This window comes from Pseudophaeobacter flagellatus (assembly GCF_021228235.1).
Taxonomy (GTDB): Bacteria; Pseudomonadota; Alphaproteobacteria; order Rhodobacterales; family Rhodobacteraceae; genus Pseudophaeobacter; species Pseudophaeobacter flagellatus.
Map to the genome: position 1 here is coordinate 281,190 of NZ_JAJQRG010000002.1, position 22,290 is coordinate 303,479.

At 59.4% G+C, this 22,290-nt stretch carries 24 protein-coding genes; 8 read left to right on the forward strand and 16 right to left on the reverse strand.

Features of this window, described 5'->3' with window-relative positions:
* Positions 1 to 32: 32 nt before the first annotated feature.
* From LRK71_RS04870 to dapE, 3 genes are read right to left on the reverse strand one after another with little or no spacing between them, the layout of a single operon-like run.
* A complete protein-coding gene (locus tag LRK71_RS04870) occupies positions 33 to 623 on the reverse strand; it encodes a TIGR04282 family arsenosugar biosynthesis glycosyltransferase (protein WP_232401497.1) in 591 nt (196 codons plus the stop codon).
* The gene (locus LRK71_RS04875) at positions 620 to 1,045 is read right to left on the reverse strand and encodes a GNAT family N-acetyltransferase (protein ID WP_232401498.1); all 426 of its coding nucleotides are present in this window, start codon (positions 1,043 to 1,045) and stop codon (positions 620 to 622) included. The genes LRK71_RS04870 and LRK71_RS04875 overlap by 4 nt, the downstream gene beginning before the upstream one ends.
* A complete protein-coding gene (dapE, locus tag LRK71_RS04880) occupies positions 1,042 to 2,187 on the reverse strand; it encodes a succinyl-diaminopimelate desuccinylase (protein WP_232401500.1) in 1,146 nt (381 codons plus the stop codon). Before dapE ends, LRK71_RS04875 begins: the two co-directional genes overlap by 4 nt.
* A gap of 254 nt (positions 2,188 to 2,441) precedes the next feature.
* Here dapE and LRK71_RS04885 point away from each other — a divergent pair, with 254 nt between their 5' ends.
* Positions 2,442 to 3,497, forward strand: coding sequence for a transporter substrate-binding domain-containing protein (locus LRK71_RS04885; RefSeq protein WP_269751635.1), 1,056 nt, complete (start codon positions 2,442 to 2,444; stop codon positions 3,495 to 3,497).
* A gap of 64 nt (positions 3,498 to 3,561) precedes the next feature.
* On the opposite strand, the gene LRK71_RS04890 is transcribed toward LRK71_RS04885, so the two are convergent.
* Entirely contained in the window at positions 3,562 to 3,909 is a 348-nt protein-coding gene (locus tag LRK71_RS04890) for a DUF8846 family protein (protein WP_232401975.1), read from the reverse strand.
* Positions 3,910 to 4,110: 201 nt separating this feature from the next.
* Here LRK71_RS04890 and LRK71_RS04895 point away from each other — a divergent pair, with 201 nt between their 5' ends.
* Positions 4,111 to 4,659, forward strand: coding sequence for a HutD/Ves family protein (locus LRK71_RS04895; protein WP_232401501.1), 549 nt, complete (start codon positions 4,111 to 4,113; stop codon positions 4,657 to 4,659).
* Positions 4,660 to 4,825: 166 nt separating this feature from the next.
* Here the strand turns inward: LRK71_RS04895 and dapD are convergent, their stop codons facing one another.
* The 3 genes from dapD to LRK71_RS04910 all read right to left on the reverse strand — a co-directional run bounded on the left by dapD (position 4,826) and on the right by LRK71_RS04910 (position 7,343).
* Positions 4,826 to 5,653, reverse strand: a complete 828-nt coding sequence (dapD, locus tag LRK71_RS04900) for a 2,3,4,5-tetrahydropyridine-2,6-dicarboxylate N-succinyltransferase (RefSeq protein WP_232401502.1) — start codon at positions 5,651 to 5,653, stop codon at positions 4,826 to 4,828.
* A gap of 119 nt (positions 5,654 to 5,772) precedes the next feature.
* Positions 5,773 to 6,372, reverse strand: coding sequence for a GntR family transcriptional regulator (locus LRK71_RS04905; RefSeq protein ID WP_232401503.1), 600 nt, complete (start codon positions 6,370 to 6,372; stop codon positions 5,773 to 5,775).
* Between the two features lie 38 nt (positions 6,373 to 6,410).
* A complete protein-coding gene (locus LRK71_RS04910; protein ID WP_232401504.1) occupies positions 6,411 to 7,343 on the reverse strand; it encodes a threonine/serine dehydratase in 933 nt (310 codons plus the stop codon).
* A 145-nt stretch (positions 7,344 to 7,488) separates the two neighbouring features.
* On the opposite strand from LRK71_RS04910, the gene LRK71_RS04915 reads away from it, so the two are divergent.
* A complete protein-coding gene (locus LRK71_RS04915; protein ID WP_232401505.1) occupies positions 7,489 to 8,337 on the forward strand; it encodes an LOG family protein in 849 nt (282 codons plus the stop codon).
* Between the two features lie 79 nt (positions 8,338 to 8,416).
* On the opposite strand, the gene LRK71_RS04920 is transcribed toward LRK71_RS04915, so the two are convergent.
* The 3 genes from LRK71_RS04920 to LRK71_RS04930 form a co-directional block, all read right to left on the reverse strand.
* The gene (locus LRK71_RS04920) at positions 8,417 to 8,638 is read right to left on the reverse strand and encodes a hypothetical protein (RefSeq protein WP_232401506.1); all 222 of its coding nucleotides are present in this window, start codon (positions 8,636 to 8,638) and stop codon (positions 8,417 to 8,419) included.
* 302 nt (positions 8,639 to 8,940) lie between these two features.
* Positions 8,941 to 10,128, reverse strand: coding sequence for a dual-specificity RNA methyltransferase RlmN (gene rlmN / locus LRK71_RS04925; protein WP_232401507.1), 1,188 nt, complete (start codon positions 10,126 to 10,128; stop codon positions 8,941 to 8,943).
* A 216-nt stretch (positions 10,129 to 10,344) separates the two neighbouring features.
* The gene (locus LRK71_RS04930; protein WP_232401509.1) at positions 10,345 to 10,878 is read right to left on the reverse strand and encodes an invasion associated locus B family protein; all 534 of its coding nucleotides are present in this window, start codon (positions 10,876 to 10,878) and stop codon (positions 10,345 to 10,347) included.
* 171 nt (positions 10,879 to 11,049) lie between these two features.
* On the opposite strand from LRK71_RS04930, the gene LRK71_RS04935 reads away from it, so the two are divergent.
* Entirely contained in the window at positions 11,050 to 12,048 is a 999-nt protein-coding gene (locus LRK71_RS04935) for an asparaginase (protein WP_232401511.1), read from the forward strand.
* 9 nt (positions 12,049 to 12,057) lie between these two features.
* Here the strand turns inward: LRK71_RS04935 and LRK71_RS04940 are convergent, their stop codons facing one another.
* The 4 genes from LRK71_RS04940 to LRK71_RS04955 all read right to left on the reverse strand — a co-directional run bounded on the left by LRK71_RS04940 (position 12,058) and on the right by LRK71_RS04955 (position 15,448).
* Positions 12,058 to 12,372 (reverse strand): YciI family protein, encoded by a 315-nt coding sequence (locus tag LRK71_RS04940; protein ID WP_232401512.1) that lies wholly within the window; start codon positions 12,370 to 12,372, stop codon positions 12,058 to 12,060.
* Between the two features lie 300 nt (positions 12,373 to 12,672).
* Entirely contained in the window at positions 12,673 to 13,431 is a 759-nt protein-coding gene (locus LRK71_RS04945) for a TSUP family transporter (protein ID WP_232401514.1), read from the reverse strand.
* Between the two features lie 5 nt (positions 13,432 to 13,436).
* Complete coding sequence (gene serB / locus LRK71_RS04950; protein ID WP_232401515.1) at positions 13,437 to 14,312, reverse strand: phosphoserine phosphatase SerB; 876 nt, start codon at positions 14,310 to 14,312, stop codon at positions 13,437 to 13,439.
* A gap of 92 nt (positions 14,313 to 14,404) precedes the next feature.
* On the reverse strand, positions 14,405 to 15,448 hold the full coding sequence (locus tag LRK71_RS04955; protein WP_232401516.1) for an AI-2E family transporter: 1,044 nt from the start codon (positions 15,446 to 15,448) through the stop codon (positions 14,405 to 14,407).
* Between the two features lie 254 nt (positions 15,449 to 15,702).
* Here LRK71_RS04955 and LRK71_RS04960 point away from each other — a divergent pair, with 254 nt between their 5' ends.
* Both LRK71_RS04960 and serA read left to right on the forward strand, forming a co-directional pair.
* The gene (locus LRK71_RS04960; protein ID WP_232401517.1) at positions 15,703 to 16,848 is read left to right on the forward strand and encodes a phosphoserine transaminase; all 1,146 of its coding nucleotides are present in this window, start codon (positions 15,703 to 15,705) and stop codon (positions 16,846 to 16,848) included.
* Between the two features lie 156 nt (positions 16,849 to 17,004).
* Positions 17,005 to 18,600, forward strand: a complete 1,596-nt coding sequence (serA, locus tag LRK71_RS04965) for a phosphoglycerate dehydrogenase (RefSeq protein WP_232401518.1) — start codon at positions 17,005 to 17,007, stop codon at positions 18,598 to 18,600.
* A gap of 43 nt (positions 18,601 to 18,643) precedes the next feature.
* Here the strand turns inward: serA and LRK71_RS04970 are convergent, their stop codons facing one another.
* Complete coding sequence (locus LRK71_RS04970; protein WP_232401519.1) at positions 18,644 to 19,048, reverse strand: cbb3-type cytochrome c oxidase subunit I; 405 nt, start codon at positions 19,046 to 19,048, stop codon at positions 18,644 to 18,646.
* A 93-nt stretch (positions 19,049 to 19,141) separates the two neighbouring features.
* Here LRK71_RS04970 and LRK71_RS04975 point away from each other — a divergent pair, with 93 nt between their 5' ends.
* Both LRK71_RS04975 and LRK71_RS04980 read left to right on the forward strand, forming a co-directional pair.
* Positions 19,142 to 20,068: a LysR family transcriptional regulator gene (locus tag LRK71_RS04975; RefSeq protein ID WP_232401520.1), complete on the forward strand. Its 927-nt coding sequence runs from the start codon at positions 19,142 to 19,144 to the stop codon at positions 20,066 to 20,068.
* Between the two features lie 76 nt (positions 20,069 to 20,144).
* Positions 20,145 to 20,876, forward strand: a complete 732-nt coding sequence (locus LRK71_RS04980) for a metallophosphoesterase family protein (protein ID WP_232401523.1) — start codon at positions 20,145 to 20,147, stop codon at positions 20,874 to 20,876.
* 372 nt (positions 20,877 to 21,248) lie between these two features.
* Here LRK71_RS04980 and tdh read toward each other — a convergent pair whose 3' ends face one another.
* Complete coding sequence (gene tdh, locus LRK71_RS04985; RefSeq protein ID WP_232401977.1) at positions 21,249 to 22,274, reverse strand: L-threonine 3-dehydrogenase; 1,026 nt, start codon at positions 22,272 to 22,274, stop codon at positions 21,249 to 21,251.
* Between the last annotated feature and the right edge of the window lie 16 nt (positions 22,275 to 22,290).

The following is a 22,290-nucleotide window of genomic DNA, read 5'->3' on the forward strand; positions in this document are numbered from 1 at the left end:
ATGGTAAAAGCGCGCCCGGCAGTGCAACCCTGCTATCCGCAGCGCAGGTCGGCACTGGTGTCCACATCGCGCAGCTGGTCGATCAGGGCAATGCGCTGACCGGGCAGGCTTCGAATACTGTCGGCAAGGGCCTGCGGGCTGGACCAGCGCACCCCGGAAAGCAGGTTGGGTGGCAGGCGGCGGGGATGCTTGGCACCGATCAGCCAATAACCGCCATCCATCGCCGGGCCAAAGACCACATCATGGGCACCAAGCGCGGCAAAGGAGCGAGCGATATGGGCACGGCTGATACCGGGAATATCGGCGCCAATCAGGCAGACTGGGCCGGGGTTGATACCGGGGTGGCCAAAGTGGCGCAGCAGTCGCGCCATGCGCTGGCCCAGATCACCATGCCTCTGGGGGTGGCGGGCAATATCGGCGGGCCAGACCCGCGCGGTAACGGCCAGATCGGGGGTAACCGCAAGGATGATCTGCCAGCGTGGATCGCGTAGGCGGCGGATCAGCCGAGCGCTTTGATGGCGAAACCACCAGGTGGCGGCGATCTGGCCGATGTCGCGCCCCAGCCGGGTTTTCACCCGGCCGACGCGGGGCTCTTTGATCATGATGATCAGGGTTGGTTTCACGCCAGCTCCAGCACCATATCGCGGTGATCTATGCCTGCATCGTCATAGACCGGGCCTGTGGCGCTAAAGCCCAGCTTTTCATAAAACCCCAGCGCCTGGATCTGCGCCCCCAGCTTGACCGTTGCAATGCCGGGGGTGTCGCGGGCAATGGCAAGGGCGGCGCGGATCAGGTCGGCGCCAAGCCCGGTGCCCCGGAGGTTTGGCAGCACACAAACGCGCCCGATCTTGGCCAAGTCGCCATCAAACACAATGCGGGCCGTGCCGATAGGCGCGTCGTTCTGCGTTGCCAAAAGATGGGTGGCGCTGGCATCATGCGCGTCTAGTTCTTCGCTTTCAGGGACACCCTGTTCTTGCACGAAGACCCTGTAGCGCAGCGCATAGCAGGCAGCCAAATCCTGGGTAATTTCGATCCTAGCTGTCATGTAAAATAGTCTTTCAGAATGCGAGTATAGATGGATTTCAACTGCTCGATCTGCGCCACTGGCACGTTTTCGTCTACCTGGTGCATGGTCTTGCCAACCAGACCAAATTCAACCACCGGACAATGGTTCTTGACAAAGCGTGCATCCGAGGTGCCGCCCGTTGTTGACAGTTCCGGGGTGACGCCGGTTTCGGCCTGCACTGCCGCCGAAATCAGATCTGACAGCGCTCCGGGCGGGGTGATGAAGCTCTCGCCTGAGATCTGCGTCTTGAGGTCAATATCGACGCCAAATTCAGTCGCGACGCTGTCGGCCTCTTGCTGTAGCCAGGTGGTGAGACTGGCACCAGAATGGCTGTCGTTGAAGCGGATGTTGACGGTTGAACGGGCCTGCGCCGGGATCACATTGGTCGCTGGGTTGCCGGTGTCGATGGTCACCACCGCCAGGGTCGAGGCATCAAAATGCGCGGTGCCCTGATCCAGCGGATGGCTGGCCAGACGATCCATCAGCCGCGCCATGGCATTCAGCGGATTGTTGGCGCGATGTGGATAGGCGGAATGGCCTTGTTTGCCGGTCACGGTGAACCAGGTGGTCATAGAGCCTCGCCGCCCGATCTTGATCATCTCACCCATGGTATTGGGGCAGGTGGGTTCGCCCACCAGGCAGACATCCATCTTTTCGCCTGCGGTCTCCATGTGATCTAGCAGCGCAGTGGTGCCGTCAATGGCATCGCCTTCCTCATCGCCGGTGATGGTTAGGATCACGGCACCGTCAGGGGGGGTCTGGGTGACAAAATCAATGGCAGCGGCGGCAAAGGCTGCAACGCCCGATTTCATATCGGTTGCCCCCCGGCCATACATCACCCCGTCTTTTATTTCGGCGCCAAAGGGGGGCATGGTCCAGGCGGCTTCATCGCCCAGGGGCACCACATCGGTGTGGCCATTAAAGCCAAAGCTGCGGGCATGGCCCTTGTCGCCCCAGCGGGCAAACAGGTTGGCAATGCCGCCACGATCGACGCGGGTGCAGGCAAAACCAGCCTCGCAGAGCAGGTCTTCCAGCAGGCGCAGCGCGCCGCCTTCTTCTGGGGTGACCGAGGGGCAACGGATCAGATCTGCGGTCAGGCGAACCGGGTCGATGGCGGACATGGGAGATGCTCCTGTAGGGCGTCAAGGCCTGACGCATGGGATGGTGTTGGCTTGATTTACCGTGCTTTGAAAGGCCTTGCAAATCCGGGGCAAACCCGGCGCCAACTTCGGGCAGATTCTAACAAAACCCTGTGCAACTATCTGACATATTGGGCGCAACGCCCAGGCCTGGCCAAAGGCTTCAAGCTTGCCTGACCAGGGCGAACCCCCTAAGACGGATTTAAGAATGTTGTATCTGACTCTTAGGTATCGATTTGCGCCCCTTTCGTTGTATTTTTCCTTTTATTCTCTTGTTGTGGGGAACTGCGCTGACAGCACAGGTGATAGAGGTCAACACAGTGACCCGCCCCCCCTTTTCAATGATTGAAAAGGGAGAGGAGACCGGGTTTTCTATCGACTTGCTACATGCAATTGCTGACCGGCTGAACTGGCAGGTGGTGATCCATCGTCAGGGCACCTTTGCCGAGATGCTTGACGGGGTGGTCGGCGGAGAGGTGGATCTGGCGGCGGCAAATATTTCGATCACAGCCTCCCGCGAGGCGGTGATGGATTTCAGTCAGCCGGTTTTTGAAAGTGGGCTGCAAATTCTGGTGCAGGCAGATGATGTGCGTACGCCCTCATTGATGTACGCGCTTATGTCCTGGGATCTGGTGATCGCCATTGGCCTGGCGTTTTTCCTGCTGCTGGTGGGGGGCATGTTCATGTGGGCGCTGGAGCGCCGGGCCCAGCCCTATTTTGATCGACCGCTGAAAGAGGCCTGGTTTCCCTCATTCTGGTGGGCGCTGAACCTGGTGGTCAATGGCGGCTTTGAAGAGCGGGTGCCGCGCACGCCGATCGGACGGATGTTTGGGGTGCTTCTGGTGGTTTCCTCGCTGTTTGTCGTGTCAATCTTTGTGGCCAAGATCACGGCGGTGATGACGGTAGAGGCGATCAGCGGATCAATTACCTCGGTCAATGATCTCTATGGCAAACGGACAGGCACCATAGAGGGGTCTACCGCAGCGAACTTTTTGCAGCGTCGCGACATTGATTATCAAGGGTACAGCAGCCTGGGCGCGCTGCTGGAGGCCTTTGAGGAGGGCGATATCCGAGTTGTGGTCTTTGATGCGCCGGTGCTGAATTACTATGTCCAGCATGGTGGCAGTGCCTATGGGCGCACAATTGGCCAGGCCTTCCTGCGCGAATATTACGGCTTTGTTTTCCCGCAGGGGTCGGCACTGACAGAGCCGGTTAACCGGACGCTCCTGGCGATGCAGGAAGATGGCAGCTATGAGGCAATCTATCGAACCTGGTTCGGCCAGTTGGACTAGGATCTGCTGAACCAGTGGCAGCCGCAACCCTGGGCGGTCCGGCGATCCGCATCATTCAAAATGATTAGTGCAGCGTTGGTTCCTGGCCGTCAAAGAACGGTGTCATCTGGGCAACGATCACAGAGTTTTCTTCCAGCGCCCGCTGCATAAGCGCGCGTTCTTCCTCGCCGATCTCATGGCCTTCTTCCTCACGCTCGGCCAGGGTGCCATAGCCAGTGACATCCAGCGGCGCGGTATCTGCCTGCTTCAGGATGGCGACGGTTTCGCGCACGGCTTCAGCCTCGTCCACGCCAGAGGCATAGATCATCAAGGCTGCCCCGGTGGCACCTTCGGGCAGGCCGTCGCCTTCTTTGCGTCCAATCTGAACCAAAAGCGTGTAGACCTGTTGGCGGGATATTTTCTTCTTTTCCATGCGCTCGCCATAGCCCTGCTGGTGGCGTGCGGTCAATCGAATTCCAACCTGTTGATCGTGCGTGGATCGTCTCAAACCGCGTGGTTGCTACGGCAAGACGGTATCGCCTGAGATGAGCTGGGAAATGATCAGCAGTGGCTTGCCTGCGGTTTGAAAAAGCCGCAAAACCGGTCAGGCAAAGATCTGGCAGGGGATGACAATATGCGGTTTTCGGTGGCGGATATTCCGGTGCAGGCCTGGAAGAACGGGGGCGGCTCTACCCGAGAGCTGGTCTGCCATCGGGCCGGAGACACCGCGGGGGGGGCGATGCTCTGGCGGGTGAGCCTGGCAACCATCGAACAGGATGGCGTCTTTTCGCGCTTTCCCGGGATGGCGCGGATCCACTGCATTGTGGCAGGTGCCGGGTTGCGCCTGACTGGCGCGGATCTTCAGCTAGAGGCCAAGCCATTGCAACCGCTTCATTTTGATGGTGGGCTTGACCTGATGGCAGGGCTGAATGACGGGGGCTGCACCGCTTTCAACCTGATCTATGATCCCAGCCAAATCAGCGCCGAGATGCAGATCTTGCCGCAGGGCACTTATCCCCTGCCCGCTGATGCGGTGGTGCTTTTTGTATTGTCGGGGCAGGCCGATGGCATCTTCTTTCAGGGCCTCTCTGCTGGCGAGGGGTATCATGGCGCGCTTGGCCCCGAGGTAACGCTGTCTGAGGGCGGGCAGGCCGTGTTGCTGCGCCTGCGCGACATTCCCTAGGCTTGGCCCCATTCATCCTGCGTCACTGGTTTGACGGATAGGTGGCCTGAAAAGAGCGGCTTTTGGAAAAATGCGCGCCGTTTCGGGCTGAAACGGCGCGCATTCTGGATGGTGCAAGGCGTTTGACGCGGCAGGGGCTTGCCCCGCCTTGGGTCAATACCTGGGATCAGTCGCGCAGCAGCTCGTTGATCCCGGTTTTGGAGCGCGTCTGCGCATCGACCCGTTTCACGATGACCGCGCAGTACAGGTTGACGTTGTTTTTGGAGGGCATCGAGCCCGAAACAACCACGGAATAGGGCGGCACTTCACCATACATGACTTCGCCGGTTTCGCGGTCGATGATCTTGGTCGATTTGCCGATATAGACGCCCATCCCCAGAACCGAGCCTTCGCGCACGATGCAGCCTTCAACCACTTCCGAACGCGCCCCGATAAAGCAGTTGTCTTCAATGATGGTGGGACCGGCCTGCATGGGCTCCAGCACGCCGCCAATGCCAACGCCGCCCGACAGGTGCACGTTCTTGCCAATCTGTGCACAGGACCCAACGGTGGCCCAGGTATCGACCATGGTGCCTTCGTCAACATAGGCACCAAGGTTGACGAAGGAAGGCATCAGCACAACGCCGGGCGCGATATAGGCACTTTTGCGGACGATGCAGTTTGGCACGGCGCGGAAACCGGCTGATTTCCAATCTGCCTCGCCCCAGCCCATAAATTTGCTGTCAACCTTATCCCACCAGCTGGACCCCTGCGGGCCGCCGGACTGCATTTCCATGTCCTTGATACGGAACCCTAGGAGAACAGCCTTTTTGGCCCATTGATTGACATGCCAGTCGCCACTGTCCTGTTTCTCGGCAACCCGCAGGGCACCGGAATCCAGCGCGTGCAGAGTGGCTTCGATGGCGTCGCGTTGTTCGCCTGTGGTGGCGGGGGTGATGCTATCACGAGCCTCCCAGGCGGCCTCGATCGCGGTTTCCAGCTGAGCGTTGGACATAAGGGGGTACTCCGGCGTGATTGACGTGTAAAAAGGATTCGCAGCTTTCTAACGGCAATTGGCGCGCAGGTCATGTCCGATTGCGCCGAAAGTGGGCGGCAAAGCGGTGGCTGCAGGCTTTAGCGCACCCGGCGCAGGTGGCGGCGCAGAATTTCACAGGCGGCGCTGGCGTCCTGATTGCCAATCGCGCGCAACAGTGCGGCATGGTCCTGATCAATCCGCGGCCGCCACTGATGTTGCCAATTGGCAAAGAGATGCCGCGCCGAGGCGATGTGCAGATCATCAATCGAGGCCAGAAGTCGCGGCATCTGGCAGGGTGCGAGCAGCACCCGGTGAAAAGCTCGGTTGTTGCGCTCCCAGCTAGCCATGTCTTCGGCCGCATCGCAGGCCTGGCGGGCGGCCTCGGCCTCGGCCATATCGGTTTTGGAAAACCGGGCAATCCCATGGGTCAGCGCCAGAACCTCAAGCGCCACGCGCATTTCGATCACTTCGCGGATTTCACTGGGGTTGAGGGCGCTGACACGGGTGCCGCGCCGGGGTTCGGATATGGCCAGCCCATGCGCTTCCAGCCGCAGCAGGGCTTCGCGTACCGGCACATGGCTGGTGTCAAAGGCCCGCGCGATATGGTCTTGACGCAGCTTTTCCCCGGCGGGCAGAGCGCCGGTGACGATCTGCTCGCTTAGGGCGTGATAGATGCTATCTGCGATTGTTGCATTCATGACTGGTCGATAAGGCGCGGCTGGGGCCGGTGCAAGGTTTAGCCCAGGGGATCGGGGGCGATATTGCCACCACAGAGCAACACGGCCACTTTTTCACCCGGCGCAGGCTGATAGGCGCCGCAGGTCAGCGCCGCAAGCGCGGTGGCGCCTGCCGGTTCAACTAACAGCCGACGTTCGCGCCACAGGGCGGATTGCGCGGCAGTGATTGCCTCGTCACTGACGATGAGCGAGGCCAGCCTGCCGGTCTGATGTTGCTGCTGTGCCAGATCAAAGCAGATCGCGCCGATCCGTCGCGCCCCCAGCGCATTGGCTGCCACGCCCGAGACCTCTACATCCACAGGTGCGCCCGCAGCGAGGGCCGCATGCAGCGCACAAGAGGTTGCGGGTTCGACCGCGACGATTTTTTTGGCCCCCTGAAACCAGGCTAGGGCACCGCCCACCAGCCCGCCACCGCCCACGGCGATGATCACGGTATCGGCCGCAAGCCCCTGTGCCTGCCATTCGGCAAAGCAGCTGCCTTGGCCCGCCACGGTTGCCGGTGCGTCATAGGCATGGACCTGCATGGCACCGGTCTCGCGCTCATAGGCCTGGGCCAGCTCTAGCGCATTGGCATAGGCACCGGGCACCACCTGCAAATCGGCACCGCTGTTGCGGATCAGGGCGATCTTGGCGCTGCCGGCCATTTCGGGCACATAGATCCGCGCCTTATGGCCCAGCCGGTTTGCCGCATAGGCCACCGCCGCGCCGTGGTTGCCGCCTGATGCCGCCACCAGACCTGCCGCCGGGATGTCCTGGCTGAGCAGGGTGTTAAAGGCGCCGCGGGCCTTGAAGCTGCCGGTATGCTGCATCTGTTCCAGCTTTATCTCGATCGGGATATCCAGGCCAAAGCCCTGGCACTGCAGTACCGGGGTTACCTGGGTGTGGCCCGTGATCCGTGCTGTTGCCGCCTTGATTTCAGTGGTCCAATCCATATGCGCGTTCTCCCGTTTTGCAGCGCGCTGACCTTAGCGATTGGTGAGGGCGGTACAAGGCCTGCTGATGTTCCTGCTGGCACCTCTGGCCCAATGGGGGATAAGCTGGAACTATAATTGTTCAAACAGGATTGCCCGAGACGCTATGAATGATGATCGCCACAGCCGCTTTACCGATGCAAATGCCGACAAGAGCCGTGCCGAACACGTGCCACAGACGCCGCAATCTGCTTCGCCTGCCTATCGGCTGGCCTTTGCAGATGGGGATTTCCTGTGCCGTGAAGAACTGCGCCCGGTCCGGTTGCAGTTGGAGCTGCTAAAGCCGCAGCTGATGCTGGACGAACAGGGCATCGAGACCACAATCGTGATGTTTGGCGGCGCGCGGATCCCCAGTCCGGCGAATAAAGACAGTGCCCGCACTCAGACGCTGGCCGATCTGTCGCATTTCTATGATGAGGCGCGCGAATTTGCCCGCATAATGACCGAAACCTCGCTGCAAAGCGGCGGCCGCAAGAACGTGATTGCCACGGGCGGGGGGCCGGGGGTGATGGAGGCCGGCAATCGTGGTGCCATTGATGCGGGGGGGGTGTCCATCGGACTATCCATCGTGTTGCCACATGAACAGGCGCCCAATGGGTATGTCACCCCCGAGCTGAGCTTCAACTTTCACTATTTTGCCATTCGCAAGATGCATTTTCTGATGCGGGCGGCGGCCATTACGGTGTTCCCTGGTGGCTTTGGCACCCTGGATGAACTGTTCGAGAGCCTTACCCTGATCCAGACTGGCCGGATGGAGCGGGTGCCCTTTATCCTGTTTGGACGCGCGTTCTGGGAAAAGATCATCAACTGGGAGGCGCTGGCTGATGCCGGAACCATTTCCGAACAGGATCTGCAGCTGTTCAAATTTGTCGAGACCGCCGAAGAAGCGGCGGAGATCATCCATAATTGGTCGCCAGAGCCGGCCCGCGATAGCCTGCCTGGCCGCGAACGCTGATTGCGCGCGCCTGATCCTGTAGAGCTGCGAGTGTCTGTGTCAGAGGCCCCAATTGGGGGCCAGACAGTTTTGCGCGGGTTCAGGCGATGTCGGCGGGCAGCACACCAATTTCGGTACCTTTGGGCAGGCGGGTCAGGATCTGGTCGCCTGCCACACGTTTGATGGCATAGCCATAGCCGCGCAGGCGGAACCGCCATTCACGCGGGCTCAGCGCTTTTTCACGTTCTTTGCGGATCAGGTTCAGCACAAAAGGGTCCAGGGTGCTGTTGGTCAACTGCGGGTTTGGTGTTTCCGGTGTCATGCTCAGTCCTCATAGAATCTTTATTGTTCTCAATATCGAAACTGTTGGCCTGATGTGGCTGGAATATATCCGGTTTGAGGAAAGATTGTGGCAGGCAGATCCTGTCGTCCATAGGCCACAACGCAAAATGCCCCGGATCATCTGATCCTGGGGCATTATTATATTCCGCAGTGGTTCTATAGCCTTCTGCCATAAACCTGACTTACGGGGTTGTGGCAGAAGGCCCCTAGCATTGAGTGGTCATGCCGCGCCCTACCTTTTCCCTGCTTCAGGTTAAAGGTGGGGCGCTTTAGGTCAGAGGGTCAGGATTTCACCCCGGCCTCTGCCTCGATCTGCTTGCGGCTTTTGCGGGCGCGTTCTGTGGCCGATTTCAACTGGCCGCAGGCCGCCATAATGTCTTCGCCACGCGGTTTGCGGATTGGTGAGGCATAGCCGGCATCATGGATGATATCGGCAAAGGCGTGGATGCGATTGCCCGAGGAGCGTTTGTAGGGGGCGCCGGGCCATTCGTTAAAGGGGATCAGGTTGATCTTGGCCGGAATGCCTTCGATCAGTTTGACCAGACGATGGGCATCTTCCTTGCTGTCGTTCACATGATCCAGCATCACATATTCAAAGGTGATGCGTTCAGAGTTGGCCAGCCGCGGATAGGCGCGCAGGGATTCCAGCAGGGCCTCGATGTTCCAGCGTTTGTTGATCGGCACCAGTTTGTCGCGCACCTCATCGGTGGTGGCATGAAAGGAGACCGCCAGCAGGCAGCCGATTTCTTCGGCAGTGCGGGCGATTTCCGGCACCACGCCGGATGTCGACAGGGTGATGCGGCGACGGCTGAGTTGGATACCTTCGGGATCCATGGCGATTTTCATCGCGTCGCGCACGTTTTCGAAATTATACAAGGGCTCGCCCATGCCCATTAGCACGATATTGGACAAAAGCCGGGCGTCATCGGTATTGCGGGTGCCGGGCACTGGCCATTCATCCAGATCGTCGCGCGCCATCATCACCTGGCCGATGATTTCAGCTGCGGTCAGGTTGCGGACTAGCTTCTGGGTGCCGGTATGGCAGAATGAGCAGGTCAGGGTGCAGCCGACCTGGCTGGAAATGCACAGCGTTCCGCGGCTGTCTTCCGGGATATAGACCACCTCGACCTCGTGACCGCCGGCGATGCGCACCAGATATTTGCGGGTGCCGTCCTCTGAAACCTGTTTGCTGACCACCTCGGGGATGGCGATCTCAAAATGCTGTTCCAGATCGGCGCGCAAGGATTTCGACAGGTTTGTCATCTCGGCAAAGTCGCGTTTGCCCCATTGGTAAATCCACTGCCAGATCTGGCCGACGCGCATTTTCGCCTGCTTTTCCGGGGTGCCGATGTCGATCAGTGCCTGGCGCATCTGGTCACGGGTCATGCCCACCAGATTGGCCTTGCCGCCCTCGGGCAGCTTGCGGGGCAGGGTCAGAACGTCTTGGGTGATCGGCGCGTTGGCAGTCATGGCAGCTCGACTCTAGGTTTGGAGGGTGAATGCGGGTCTATATAGGAGATCGGCAAAAGATCAAAAGATTCCTTCGCAGACCGGCTATGCAGAGGTCCGTTTGGTATTGGCCCGTTTGTACGGATCACTCTGGTAGGGCAGGGTGCAAATGCAAAACCCCGGCCAGGGGCCGGGGCGCAAGGCAGCTCTGCTGTCCAATACCTCTGGTGAAGCCGATCAGCTGCCGCAGCGCTTTTCTGCATCCTCGACCGCAGCAGTAAAGCCCAGCAGGGAAAAGGCGTCTTTGGTCTGGGTGCCACGCGCAGAACGCGCAGTCAGCACCGCGCCGGCGCCGCGTTTCATCGCGGTGATGATCTTTGCATCATCCGCTGCGGTGGCAGGCCAGGCCCATTCGCCTTCGGTAAAGAGTTCAAATTCGCTGTCGCCGATGGTCATATTGACGGTCGATCCGGGGGCAAAGGGGTAGCCGCCGGTAAAGGTCACTTGACCCTTGCCGCCATTGTCGGGCCGGTAGAACACAAACAGCTGGATTGCGCTGCGGCGCACGGCAACAACGCGGCCATCGCGGGTGTTGACGCTTTCCTTGGGGGCTGAAACGCCCCAGCATTCTTTTGGGCTGTCGCCCTGAAAGACGCTCCAGTCCACATTGGCGCCGACGCGATTGTCGGTTGTGGTCTGCTGCGCGGTTGCAGATGTGGCCATAGCGGCCAGACACAGGCCCGCGACTATACGGGCGAGTTTCGATGCCATTTGTCCCGACTCCAAGACTGTCTCTACCTCAGTTCCAATGAGAGCAAGCGGCGTTTAAACCGCCGTCTGTACCAGATGCTCTCGCTTGCCATACACAAGCACACTAACGTAACAAGCGCTACGGGCGAAAGTGCGTTTGGCAGGAATTCGCCAAGAAAAGAGGCTGAAACAATGACACAACCGGTTCCAATGGCTGAAATTTGGCGTGGGTCTCTGCTCGAGAGCCTGCATCTGGGGCATGCGGTGGTCTGCGACGACAGTGGCCAGATTGTGCGCAGTTGGGGCGATCCGGATGCGGTGATCTATCCGCGCAGCTCTTCCAAAATGATTCAGGCGCTGCCCTTGATTACCTCGGGTGCGGCGGCAAAATACGGGTTGAGCACAGAGCAGCTGGCGCTGGCCTGTGCCTCGCATAACGGGGCGCATATCCATACCGACCGGGTGAATGACTGGCTGTCGCAGTTGGGGCTGGATGACGATGATTTCCGTTGTGGTCCCCAAGAACCCGCCGACCTGCCCGCCCGCGACGAACTGATCAAGAATGACGCCAGTCCCTGCCAGGTGCATAACAACTGTTCCGGCAAGCACGCTGGCTTTTTGACCCTGAACCAACACCTGGGTGCCGGGCCTGACTATGTCGAGGTAGATCACCCCGTGCAGCAGGCCTGCCTGACGGCCTTTGAAGAGGTGACGGGCATGTCCAGCCCGGGTTACGGCATTGATGGCTGTTCGGCGCCAAACTATGCCACCACGGTACATGGGTTGGCACGGGCAATGTCTTGGTTTGCCTCGGCTGCGGATCGCTCGGACCGGGCCTCGGCGGCAGCAGCAGAGTTGAGCGCGGCCATGATGCTGCACCCCGATCTGGTGGCCGGCGAAACCCGCGCCTGCACCAATCTGATGCGCGCCATGGGGGGTAAAGTGGCGGTGAAAACCGGGGCCGAGGCGGTGTTTATTGCCATCATTCCGGAAAAGAAGCTGGGCGTTGCGGTCAAGATCGTTGATGGCGCCACCCGTGCCAGCGAATGCGCCATCGCTGCGATACTGGTGGGGCTGGGCGTGCTAGAGGCTGATCACCCCGAGACCCGCAAATATCTCAACGCGCCGCTGCTGAACCGGCGTGGCATCGACTGTGGATCTTTGCGTCCCAGCGCCGAGCTGCGCTTTTAGTCGTCTGGGCTACATCTCGATCAGCGGAGCAACCTCAACCGAGCCGGTGCCATCGGCCACCAGGGGGCAGCCCTTGGCCATGGCGCAGGCGGCGGCCTGGTTGGCGGCTTTGACCACGGAATAGCCAGAGATCGGATTGGCGCCGCCGTCTTCTGTTATGCTGGTGCTGCTGACGGTATGTGACTGGCCGACCGGGTTTCCCGGAACGATCAGTGCCGCGCCGAGGTCGTCCATCCATGCACGCCAGGCTGCCATTGCCGTAGCCCCCGCTTCGGCGGTTTCGGGTGTTTTGCCGCCGTGATAGGCGAATATGAACTGTGGCATTTTCTGTCCTCCTTGGGGCCGGGTGGGGGTGTGTTGCTGGTGCTTTGGACCTGCCCTTGGCAGTGTTGTCGCAGGCAATTGGACAGCGCGGGGCCGACCCATCGCTGCGGCCGATTACTTGGCAGGGTGTCATCATAGTTAGTGATTATAGCGGTTTTGGAAAGGGCAGCCTTGTCCGGCGGTGAGCAAGGGTCTGCTGGTCAACAAGAAGAATCGGCTATGCCGGTGGGCAGATGGTGAAGCAGGGGTTGCCGCGCGTCAGGGGGTTTGTGCCGAATCCCCTTCCGTCAGGGGGGGAGGTCAGAGCATGTCCCAGATTAGCTTCGCGGCCAGCGACAGCGAGGTCAGCACCAGAAGTGGTTTAATCATGGCGGCACCTTTGGTCTGGGCCAGGGTGGCCCCAACCTGGGCGCCGGCGATCTGCGCCAGCCCCATGCACAGCCCGGTGATCCACCAGGGCGTCGCCACAAGCGCAAAGGCACAGAGAGCCCCGGCATTGGAGGCGAGGTTGAGCAATTTGGTATGGGCGGTGGCCTTGAGCACGCCGTAGCCTGCCAGCGATACAAAGGCGAGCATATAGAAACTGCCGGCCCCTGGCCCTAACAGCCCGTCATAGGCACCACAGAGCGGCACCATGGTGGCGGCAAAAAGACCCGCGCCCATGCGCCGGGCGCGGTCCTGATCGCCCAGTCCCTTTTTACAGGCAAAAAACAGCGCGATCCCGATCAGCAGCACCGGCAGGACCATCCGAATCCACCCGGTGGGCAGAATGGTGATCAGCAGCGCCCCGGCAATCGAGGCGGCAAAGGCAATGAGGGCAGAGCCCGCTTGGTCACGCAGGTTCACATGGCCGCCTTTGGCATAGGCTCGCGCTGCAGTGGCCGCGCCAAAGAGACCCTGAATTTTATTGGTGGCCAGTGCCGTGACCGGGTTAGCCCCAGCCAAGAGCAGCACTGGCACGGTGATCAAACCGCCGCCGCCTGCCACCGCGTCAATAAACCCGGCGGCAAACCCCGCCGCCATGAGAAGCAGCAGGGTCTCGATCCCGACCTCAAGCATATGTGCTATCCTTTGAAATCGTCGCGGGCATAGCCCTGCAGATACAAGAGCGCCGTCAGGTCGCCGTGGTTGACGCGGATCTGGCACTGCGCTGCCACCGAAGGTTTGGCATGCAGGGCAACGCCGGAACCGGCCCGCGTCAACATGCCCAGATCATTGGCACCATCGCCCACCGCAATCACCTCTTCTTCGGTGATAGAGAGCTTTTTGGTAATCTGTTCCAGCGCTTCCACCTTGGCCTGGCGTCCCAGGATGGGGCGACCGGCCTCACCTGTGAGCTTGCCTTCGGCCACAAGCAGCGTATTGGCGCGGTTCTCGTCAAAGCCGAGCTCTGCCGCGATGCGGGCGGTAAAGGCGGTGAATCCGCCAGAGACCAGCGCCGTATAGGCGCCATCGGATTTCATCGTGGCCAGCAGCTGCCGACCGCCGGGCATCAGGCTGATGCGATTGTCCAGAACCTGCGCGATCACCGTTTCAGGCAGCCCCTTGAGCAGGGCAACCCGTTCATTGAGGGCTCCGTCAAAATCCAGCTCGCCGTTCATGGCGCGGGCGGTGATTTCTTTGACCCGGGTGCCGACGCCTGCCTCTTCGGCCAGTTCGTCGATGCATTCCTGTTCGATCATGGTTGAATCCATATCGGCCAGCAGCATCTTTTTGCGCCGGTTGGCGGCGGGCTGAAGGATCAGATCAACCCCCAGTGCCTGGAGATCCTCCCAGACTTGCCACTGGTTGTCGGGCATTGTGTCCAGTGCAAATTCCGCCGCGATATCGGGTGCCAGCCACTGGGCTTCGCCACCGCCCCAGGCATTGCGCAGTGAGTCCAGCAAGGCGGCATCAAGACAGGGCGTGGCAGGGTTGCAAAGCAGCGTGACGATATACATGAGACGGTTCCATCTGGGCCTTCGGTTGCGTTCTCATAGCGTCCAGAACACAGATGAGCCAGTCCCGAAGCGGTTTGGCTGGAAAGCTGCGCTTAGAGGTCGCCTTTTTCCGACATCATCACGGCGATCCAGCGGGCGTTGGGGATCTCGGCCAAGATGATCATCACCATCGCCGTGAGGGGCACCGCCAGGATCGCGCCAGTCATGCCCCAAAGGGCGCTCCAGATGGCCAGAGCCAGCAGCACGGTAAAGGGGCTGAGGTTGACAGAACGCCCCAGAAATTTGGGCTCGACATAATAGGCAACAATCAGTTGCGGGATCATCAGCAGCACCAGCGCCATACCTGCATGGCTGAAAGAGGTGAACTGGATCAGGCTCATGGTGACGGGAAAAACCACCGCAATGACCGACCCGATATAGGGAATGTAGTTGAGCAACCCGATGAGGATAGCCCAAAAGGCCGGATGCGCGATGCCCAACAGTTTCAAGATCGCATAGGAGACCAGCGCCAGGATGAGGTTGACCAGCGTCTTGGCAGCCAGATAGCTGCCGATCTTGTCGTTGATCTTGCGAGCCAGCGCCATGGTGTTCTCTGCCTGCGTGTTATTGCCCAGGGCACGGCGTGTCTTATCCGGCAGGGCATCCAGTTCGGCCAATAGAAACACGGCATAAAGCGTCGCAGCGACAATTACCGAGCCACCATTGCTGATGGTCGCCAGCGCGGTGGGCATCAGCGTTGTGGCATCGACCATATCAAGCAGGTATTCCCCCAGACTGCCCCAGTTCTGCTCTTGTTTGATGCCCACTGCGGTAAGGAACTTGCTTTGTAGCGCATCAAAATTCTCTGCATAGAGCGGCAGGGCAGTCGAAAGCGTGGTGGCGCTGGCGGTGATAAATGAGGCTAGAATCAAAAAACCCAGGGTGAAAATCACTAGGGCCAGCAAGCGGCGCAACCGTCGCGGCAGGCGGCCAATCAGGGGCACGGGCACCAGCGCATCGGCGGCGGTGGTCAGGATATAGGCCGCAATGATGGCAACGAGCACGGGCAGCAAAATGGCCTGCCCCGCCACCAAGAGCCAGCCCAGCATCAGGATGAGAGCAAGAGAATAGGTGACCTGTGCCAATCTGCTTGTCATTTTCCGCCTCGAATCGTTTGTGCCAGGGGTGGGATTGCAGTGCCCTAAAAAGCCAGGCCTTGCGGTATCTGGACCGCAAAGCTGGTGAGGCTTTGGTAAGGAAGTTTCCGAAAGGCGTCAAAGCCTGTCGCAAAAAACGTCCAAAGCGGCGTCTCTTGGCGATATATAGGTTGCACCCGCCCGTTTGGCCCCCTAGCTCTAGCAGCGGGACACCCTTCCCCAACGAAGGGCAGATATCTGTAAGGATAGCATTTATGGCTACTCAGCAACCGGCAACGCGGCCGGGTAATCCGCGTTTTTCTTCCGGCCCCTGTGCCAAACCCCCTACATTTGAACTGTCCAAACTGGCCGACGCCCCCTTGGGTCGCAGCCACCGCGCAGCCATTGGCAAGGCCAAGCTGAAGGATGCCATCGAAGGCACCCGCGAAATCCTGGGCATCCCCGCTGATTATCGTATTGGCATCGTTCCCGCGTCTGACACCGGCGCGGTTGAAATGGCTCTGTGGTCGCTGCTTGGGCAGCGCAGAGTCGAGATGCTCGCCTGGGAGAGCTTTGGCGCGGGCTGGGTCACCGATGTGGTGAAACAGCTGAAGATCGACGCCGAAGTGAAAACTGCCGACTACGGTCAGATCGTTGATCTGGCCTCTGTCGATTGCACCAACGATGTGGTCTTCACCTGGAATGGCACCACCGCTGGCGTGCGGGTTCCCAACGCCGACTGGATTGCCGATGACCGCGAAGGCCTGACCATCTGCGACGCAACCAGCGCCGCCTTTGCGATGGATCTGCCCTGGGACAAACTGGATGTGACCACTTTCAGCTGGCAAAAGGTTCTGGGCGGTGAAGCGGCGCATGGGGTGATTGTTCTGTCGCCCCGCGCTGTGGAGCGGCTGGAAAGCTACACCCCGGCCTGGCCCCTGCCCAAGATCTTCCGCATGACCAAAGGCGGCAAGCTGATCGAGGGTATCTTTACCGGCGCGACCATCAACACGCCGTCGATGCTGGCGGTTGAAGACTATTTGTTTGCATTGGATTGGGCCCGCTCGATTGGCGGCCTGGAGGGGTTGATTGCCCGCGCTGATGCCAATGCACAGGCCGTGTTTGATTTCTGCGACGCCAATCCCTGGATCGCCAATCTGGCCGAAGACGCGGCAACGCGCTCCAACACCTCGGTCTGTCTGAAGTTCACCGATGACCGCATTCAGGATGGCGCTGCCTTTGCCAAGGCCGTGGCCAAACGTCTTGAAAACGAGAACATCGCGCTGGACATCGGCGCCTACCGCGATGCGCCCGCTGGTCTGCGGATCTGGTGTGGTGGCACGGTGGAAACCGCTGACATCCAGGCCATGCTGCCCTGGCTCGCCTGGGCCTTTGAGGCCGAGATCGCAGCTCAAGGCTAAAGTGTTTTTGCCCGGCCGCTAGGCCGGGCAGCGCCCAACCGCCCCGTTTTGTCGAAGGCAAACCTTTGGTTTGACGGGCGGGCGCTTCGCCCCCTCCCTCGGTCGGTCGCTGCCCTATCGCACGCCCGGCCCCCGATATTCAAAGGACCTCCCAACATGGCTCCCAAAGTACTCATCTCCGACAAACTCTCCGAAGCCGCCGTACAGATCTTTCGTGATCGCGGCATCGACGTGGATTTCCAGCCCGATCTGGGCAAGGACAAAGACAAACTGGCCGAAGTCATTGGCCAGTATGACGGTCTGGCCATCCGCTCGGCGACCAAGGTGACGGACAAGATCCTCGCCAATGCGCCCAACCTCAAGGTCATCGGCCGCGCTGGCATCGGCACCGACAACATCGATAAGGACGCCGCGTCGAAAAAAGGCGTGATCGTGATGAACACGCCTTTTGGCAATATGATCACCACCGCCGAACATGCCATCGCCATGATGTTTGCCGTTGCACGCCAAATCCCCGAGGCCTCTGCCTCGACCCATGCCGGCAAATGGGAAAAGTCCAAATTCATGGGCACCGAGCTGACCAATAAGACGCTGGGTGTGATCGGCGCCGGCAATATTGGCGGCATTGTCTGCGATCGTGCCCGTGGGCTGAAGATGAAGGTTGTCGCCTATGACCCCTTCCTGGGTCAGGAAAAAGCCGACAAGATGGGCGTTGAAAAAGTAGAGCTGGACGAGCTGCTGGCTCGCGCCGATTTCATCACCCTGCACGTGCCATTCACCGATGCCACCGCCAATATCCTGAGCCGTGAAAACCTGTCCAAGACCAAGAAAGGCGTGCGCATCATCAACTGTGCTCGCGGTGGTCTGGTGGACGAAGAGGCTCTGGCCGAGGCGCTGACCTCGGGCCATGTCGCCGGTGCCGCCTTTGATGTGTTCTCCGAAGAGCCCGCCAAGGAAAACGTCCTGTTCAATCTGCCCAATGTGGTTTGCACGCCGCATTTGGGGGCCGCCACCACCGAGGCACAGGAAAACGTTGCCCTGCAGGTGGCTGAACAGATGTCGAACTACCTACTGACTGGTGCGGTTGAAAATGCGCTGAACATGCCCAGCGTAACGGCCGAAGAGGCCAAGGTCATGGGCCCCTGGATCAAACTGGCTGAACATCTCGGCTCTTTTGTCGGGCAGATGACGGATGAGCCAATCAAGGCCATCAACATCCTCTATGATGGTGTTGCTGCGGATATGAACCTGGAGGCGCTGAACTGCGCCGTGGTTGCGGGCATCATGAAAAAGGTGAACCCGGATGTGAACATGGTTTCGGCCCCTGTTGTGGCCAAGGAACGTGGCATTCAGATCTCGACCACCAATCAGGACAAAACCGGTGCCTTTGATGGCTATATCAAGGTGACAGCAGTAACCGATAAGCGCGAGCGCTCGGTTGCGGGCACAGTGTTCTCGGATGGCAAGCCACGCTTCATCCAGATCAAGGGTATCAACATCGACGCCGAGGTGGGCGAGCATATGCTTTATACCACCAACAACGATGTGCCGGGTATCATCGGTGCGCTGGGCCAAACCATGGGCGAGCATGGCGTCAATATCGCCAACTTTACCCTGGGCCGCGCCTCTGCCGGCGGTGAGGCCATTGCGCTGCTTTACGTGGACGACGTTGTCCCCGCCGAAGCCCGCGCCAAACTGGCTGAAAGTGATCTGTTCAACCAGATCAAGCCACTGACCTTTGATGTCGCCTGATCGCGGCAACAGGCTTCTGAATGATCAAAATGCTCCCGCCCTGTCAGGCGGGGGCATTTTTTCTTGCGGTCGTATCGTTTTGTGCAGGCTGGGGCTTTATCACCAGCCAGGCAAAAACCAGCATCGATGTCAGGAAAAACAGGGATCCGATTTTGGCAAGTGTTTCGGTGACGTCTAGAATGGCTAGCGCGATACCGGGCACCAAAACCACCAGCGCAACAAAGGTGAGCACAAAATGCATTCTTGCCAGCCCTGTCGCTGCGGCATGTGGCGTCAAGTGATAGTAAAAGGCAAAGAGTGCGCAGCTCACCCATCCCAAAAGGTTCAGATGGCCATGGGCTGGCGATAACACATGGTTTTGGCTGGCTGCCATGGCAATGCCCCAGACAATGCCACACAGGGCAGAGAGGATTGCCAGGATCATGAAGCTACGGCTTAGTCCTGTCATGTGGTGTTTCCTTTCTTTTTTATCCGCAGAGGAAGTCTGCCAAGCCCACATGAATTTTGGAAATTTATTGTTTGTATGATATGAATTTATCCCATGAATTTATCTGGGTTCGACCTCAACCTTCTCAAGGTGCTGAATGCGCTGCTGCAAACGGGAACGACCACCGGGGCCGCCAAAGAGGTGGGCCTGTCGCAGCCTGCGGTTTCTGCGGCTTTGAAACGCCTGCGGCACGCTTTGGAAGATCCGCTCTTTGTGCGCCAGGGGCGCCTGCTTGCGCCAACTGAATATGCCCAAAATCTAAGAATTCCACTGCGCGAGGTGCTTGACCGGACTGAGGGAATTTTATCGGGGAGCAACACATTTTCCCCCGAAACAACTGAAGCGGTCTTTCGGCTGTTGGGAAGCGATTTCTACGGGGAGCTGTTGATGCCCCAGTTGGCTTGCCTGCTGGCAAAAGAGGCACCTGGTATCAAAGTACAGTTGGTCGATTCCAGGTTGGATCAAGATATCGAAGCTTTGGAAAATCGCGGCCTGGATATGGCCTTGGTCCCGGAAACCATGTTTCCCAAATGGGTAGAGACGCGGGACCTGCTGTTGTCACGGTTTCTGGTTATTGCCCAACAAGGGCATCCTGATCTGTCCAAAAGGGGGATCACCCCGGGCGATGTTATTCCTCTGGATCTGTATTGTGGGCTCAACCATGTTTTGTTTTCTGCCGCCGGAAAACTGCAGGGGCAGGGCGATCTGGCCCTTGCCGCCCTTGGTAGACGGAGAAATGTGGTGATGACTTTGCCCGGTTTTTCAGGGGTTTGTAACGTGGTATCCCAAAGTGATCTGTTGGCTTTGGTCCCGGAACAATTCGCGCGGCGCGTAGCCCCCAAGCTTGACTTGGCTATTTATCAACCACCCTTTTGCGTAGAACCGGTGCAAAGCGTTCTAGCATGGCATACGCGCCTGTCCACAGCGCCTGCACATCGTTGGCTAAGAGATCGTATTGCGGTGCTTCTCAAGACTTCATAGCCAAGGTAAGTGTTTGTTTCTACTATTTGAGACGCAGGAATGCGGTCAGAAAATACAATATATGTGAGGGTATTGAATGCTGAATCCGATCTACGCAATTGGTGATATCCACGGTCAACGCGAGATGCTGGAGACCGCCCTGGCACGGATCGAGGCAGACGGCGGGCCAGACGCGCGGGTTGTGTTTCTGGGTGATTATGTTGATCGCGGGCCAGATTCGCATGGCGTGGTTGATCTGCTGGCGCGGGGCATGGCCGCCGGGCGCAACTGGGTCTGCCTGCTGGGGAACCATGACCGGATGTTTTCAATGTTCCTCGAAGACTACCCGCGCACTGATGACCGGTTGTTGGTCGGCTACGACTGGCTGCATGCGCGCATTGGCGGGGAAGAGACGCTCGGGTCTTACGGGGTTGAGGTCGGGGAGCGCCGCCGGATCCATGAGGTGCACGCCGAGGCGCTGCAGGCTGTTCCGGATCACCACCGCGCCTTTCTGGCGGCGCTGCCAGATTATCACCAAGAAGGTGATCTGTTGTGCGTTCATGCCGGCATTCGCCCCGGCGTGGCGCTGCAAGAACAGAGCCAGAATGACAAGATCTGGATCCGGCAGGAATTTCTGGAATATCAGGGGAGGCACCCCTGGCTGGTGGTGCATGGCCACACCCAGGTGGCCGCCCCCGAACATCACGGCAATCGGGTTAATCTCGATTCGGGTGCCGGGTTTGGTCGTCCGCTGACAGCGGCGGTTTTTGAAGGCCGCAAGTCCTGGGTACTGGAAGAGGAGGGTCGCAGGCCGCTGCGGGCAGAGTAACGAGGCAAAGCCCCACAATGTGCTGCATGTGAACTATTTGATAAAGAAATCCCGGTTATGCTGAACCTGTGATCGGCGGCCTGTTGGTAGGCAAACAGTTAAAAAGTTACAGAGGTCCTGTACTGCCATGGTAACAAGTGGCGATATGGCTGCAAAGCTTTGAGTTATTATGTTGTCGCTGATCACTACCGATTTTGTCGCCCCCATCGCCCGCCCAGATTGCACGGGATGGGCTGCGCATATCGGTGGGCCAGGGGCGAGCGCTTGTCGCGTTCATGTGCATTCACATGACTGGCGCTCTTTCATTGATTTCGCATGTACTCGTTGCGCAAAATCGATGCCGACTTTTGCGCAACATGCTCTCGTCTCAGTTTAACGCCAGTCCAGCACCACCTTGCCGCTATCGCCTGATTTCATCGCGGCAAACCCCTTGGCAAAGTCTTCAACCCCAAACCGGTGGGTAATGACCGCGCTGACATCCAGCCCGTTTTGCAACATGGCAATCATCTTGTACCAGGTTTCAAAAATCTCACGGCCATAGACCCCTTTCAGGGTGATCGCCTTAAAGACAATCCGGCTCCAGTCGACGGGAGATTTCCCCGGCGGAATCCCCAAGAGCGCGATGCGGCCCCCCATCACCAGAGCTTCGATCATTTGATCCAAGGCGGCCTGGTTGCCAGACATTTCCAGCCCGACGTCAAAACCCTGGCGCATGCCAAGTTCGGCAATCACATCGTTCAAGTCTTCCGTCGCGACATTCACAGGCCGCACATTGGCGACCTTGGCGGCCAGCGCCAATCGGCCGGGGTTTACATCGGTGATGGCCACATGGCGGGCACCTGCGTGGCGCGCAACGGCCGCCGCCATGATGCCGATCGGGCCGGCGCCGGTGATCAGCACGTCCTCGCCCACCAGATCAAAGCTGAGCGCGGTATGCACCGCATTGCCAAGCGGGTCGAGAATGGCACCGATGTCATCCGGGATGTCATCCGGCAGCGGCACCACGTTAAAGGCAGGCAGGGCCAGATACTGCGCAAAAGCGCCCTGCTCATTCACGCCGATGCCGCGGGTTTCGGGATCCAGATGGAACTTGCCGGCGCGGCTCTGGCGGGAGTGTTTGCCAATCAGATGCCCCTCGCCGCTGCAGCGCTGGCCAATCTCCAGATCGGTGACATTGCGGCCCAGCTCGACGATTTCGCCGGCAAATTCATGGCCGGTGATCAGTGGCACGGGCACGGTTTTCTGCGCCCAGGCATCCCAGTTCCAGATATGGACATCGGTGCCGCAGATGCCGGTCTTGTTCACCTTGATCAGCACCTCATCGGGGCCGATTTCCGGCACGGGCGCCTGCACCTTCCACAGGCCTTCTTCGGGTCTGGATTTCTCCAGCGCGATCATGGTGTTCGGCTTGGCC

Excerpts from the sequence above, each read along its gene's own strand:
- LRK71_RS04935 (WP_232401511.1), top strand. The coding sequence starts at position 11,050 with ATGACACAACCGGTTCCAATGGCTGAAATTTGGCGTGGGTCTCTGCTC.
- LRK71_RS04875 (WP_232401498.1), bottom strand. The coding sequence starts at position 1,045 with ATGACAGCTAGGATCGAAATTACCCAGGATTTGGCTGCCTGCTATGCG.
- LRK71_RS04905 (WP_232401503.1), bottom strand. The coding sequence starts at position 6,372 with ATGAATGCAACAATCGCAGATAGCATCTATCACGCCCTAAGCGAGCAG.
- serA (WP_232401518.1), top strand. The coding sequence starts at position 17,005 with ATGGCTCCCAAAGTACTCATCTCCGACAAACTCTCCGAAGCCGCCGTA.
- serB (WP_232401515.1), bottom strand. The coding sequence starts at position 14,312 with ATGTATATCGTCACGCTGCTTTGCAACCCTGCCACGCCCTGTCTTGAT.
- LRK71_RS04940 (WP_232401512.1), bottom strand. The coding sequence starts at position 12,372 with ATGCCACAGTTCATATTCGCCTATCACGGCGGCAAAACACCCGAAACC.
- tdh (WP_232401977.1), bottom strand. The coding sequence starts at position 22,274 with ATGATCGCGCTGGAGAAATCCAGACCCGAAGAAGGCCTGTGGAAGGTG.
- LRK71_RS04915 (WP_232401505.1), top strand. The coding sequence starts at position 7,489 with ATGAATGATGATCGCCACAGCCGCTTTACCGATGCAAATGCCGACAAG.
- LRK71_RS04945 (WP_232401514.1), bottom strand. The coding sequence starts at position 13,431 with ATGCTTGAGGTCGGGATCGAGACCCTGCTGCTTCTCATGGCGGCGGGG.
- LRK71_RS04930 (WP_232401509.1), bottom strand. The coding sequence starts at position 10,878 with ATGGCATCGAAACTCGCCCGTATAGTCGCGGGCCTGTGTCTGGCCGCT.
- LRK71_RS04955 (WP_232401516.1), bottom strand. The coding sequence starts at position 15,448 with ATGACAAGCAGATTGGCACAGGTCACCTATTCTCTTGCTCTCATCCTG.
- LRK71_RS04910 (WP_232401504.1), bottom strand. The coding sequence starts at position 7,343 with ATGGATTGGACCACTGAAATCAAGGCGGCAACAGCACGGATCACGGGC.
- rlmN (WP_232401507.1), bottom strand. The coding sequence starts at position 10,128 with ATGACTGCCAACGCGCCGATCACCCAAGACGTTCTGACCCTGCCCCGC.
- dapE (WP_232401500.1), bottom strand. The coding sequence starts at position 2,187 with ATGTCCGCCATCGACCCGGTTCGCCTGACCGCAGATCTGATCCGTTGC.
- LRK71_RS04975 (WP_232401520.1), top strand. The coding sequence starts at position 19,142 with ATGAATTTATCTGGGTTCGACCTCAACCTTCTCAAGGTGCTGAATGCG.
- dapD (WP_232401502.1), bottom strand. The coding sequence starts at position 5,653 with ATGTCCAACGCTCAGCTGGAAACCGCGATCGAGGCCGCCTGGGAGGCT.
- LRK71_RS04895 (WP_232401501.1), top strand. The coding sequence starts at position 4,111 with ATGCGGTTTTCGGTGGCGGATATTCCGGTGCAGGCCTGGAAGAACGGG.
- LRK71_RS04920 (WP_232401506.1), bottom strand. The coding sequence starts at position 8,638 with ATGACACCGGAAACACCAAACCCGCAGTTGACCAACAGCACCCTGGAC.
- LRK71_RS04970 (WP_232401519.1), bottom strand. The coding sequence starts at position 19,048 with ATGACAGGACTAAGCCGTAGCTTCATGATCCTGGCAATCCTCTCTGCC.
- LRK71_RS04980 (WP_232401523.1), top strand. The coding sequence starts at position 20,145 with ATGCTGAATCCGATCTACGCAATTGGTGATATCCACGGTCAACGCGAG.
- LRK71_RS04960 (WP_232401517.1), top strand. The coding sequence starts at position 15,703 with ATGGCTACTCAGCAACCGGCAACGCGGCCGGGTAATCCGCGTTTTTCT.
- LRK71_RS04890 (WP_232401975.1), bottom strand. The coding sequence starts at position 3,909 with ATGGAAAAGAAGAAAATATCCCGCCAACAGGTCTACACGCTTTTGGTT.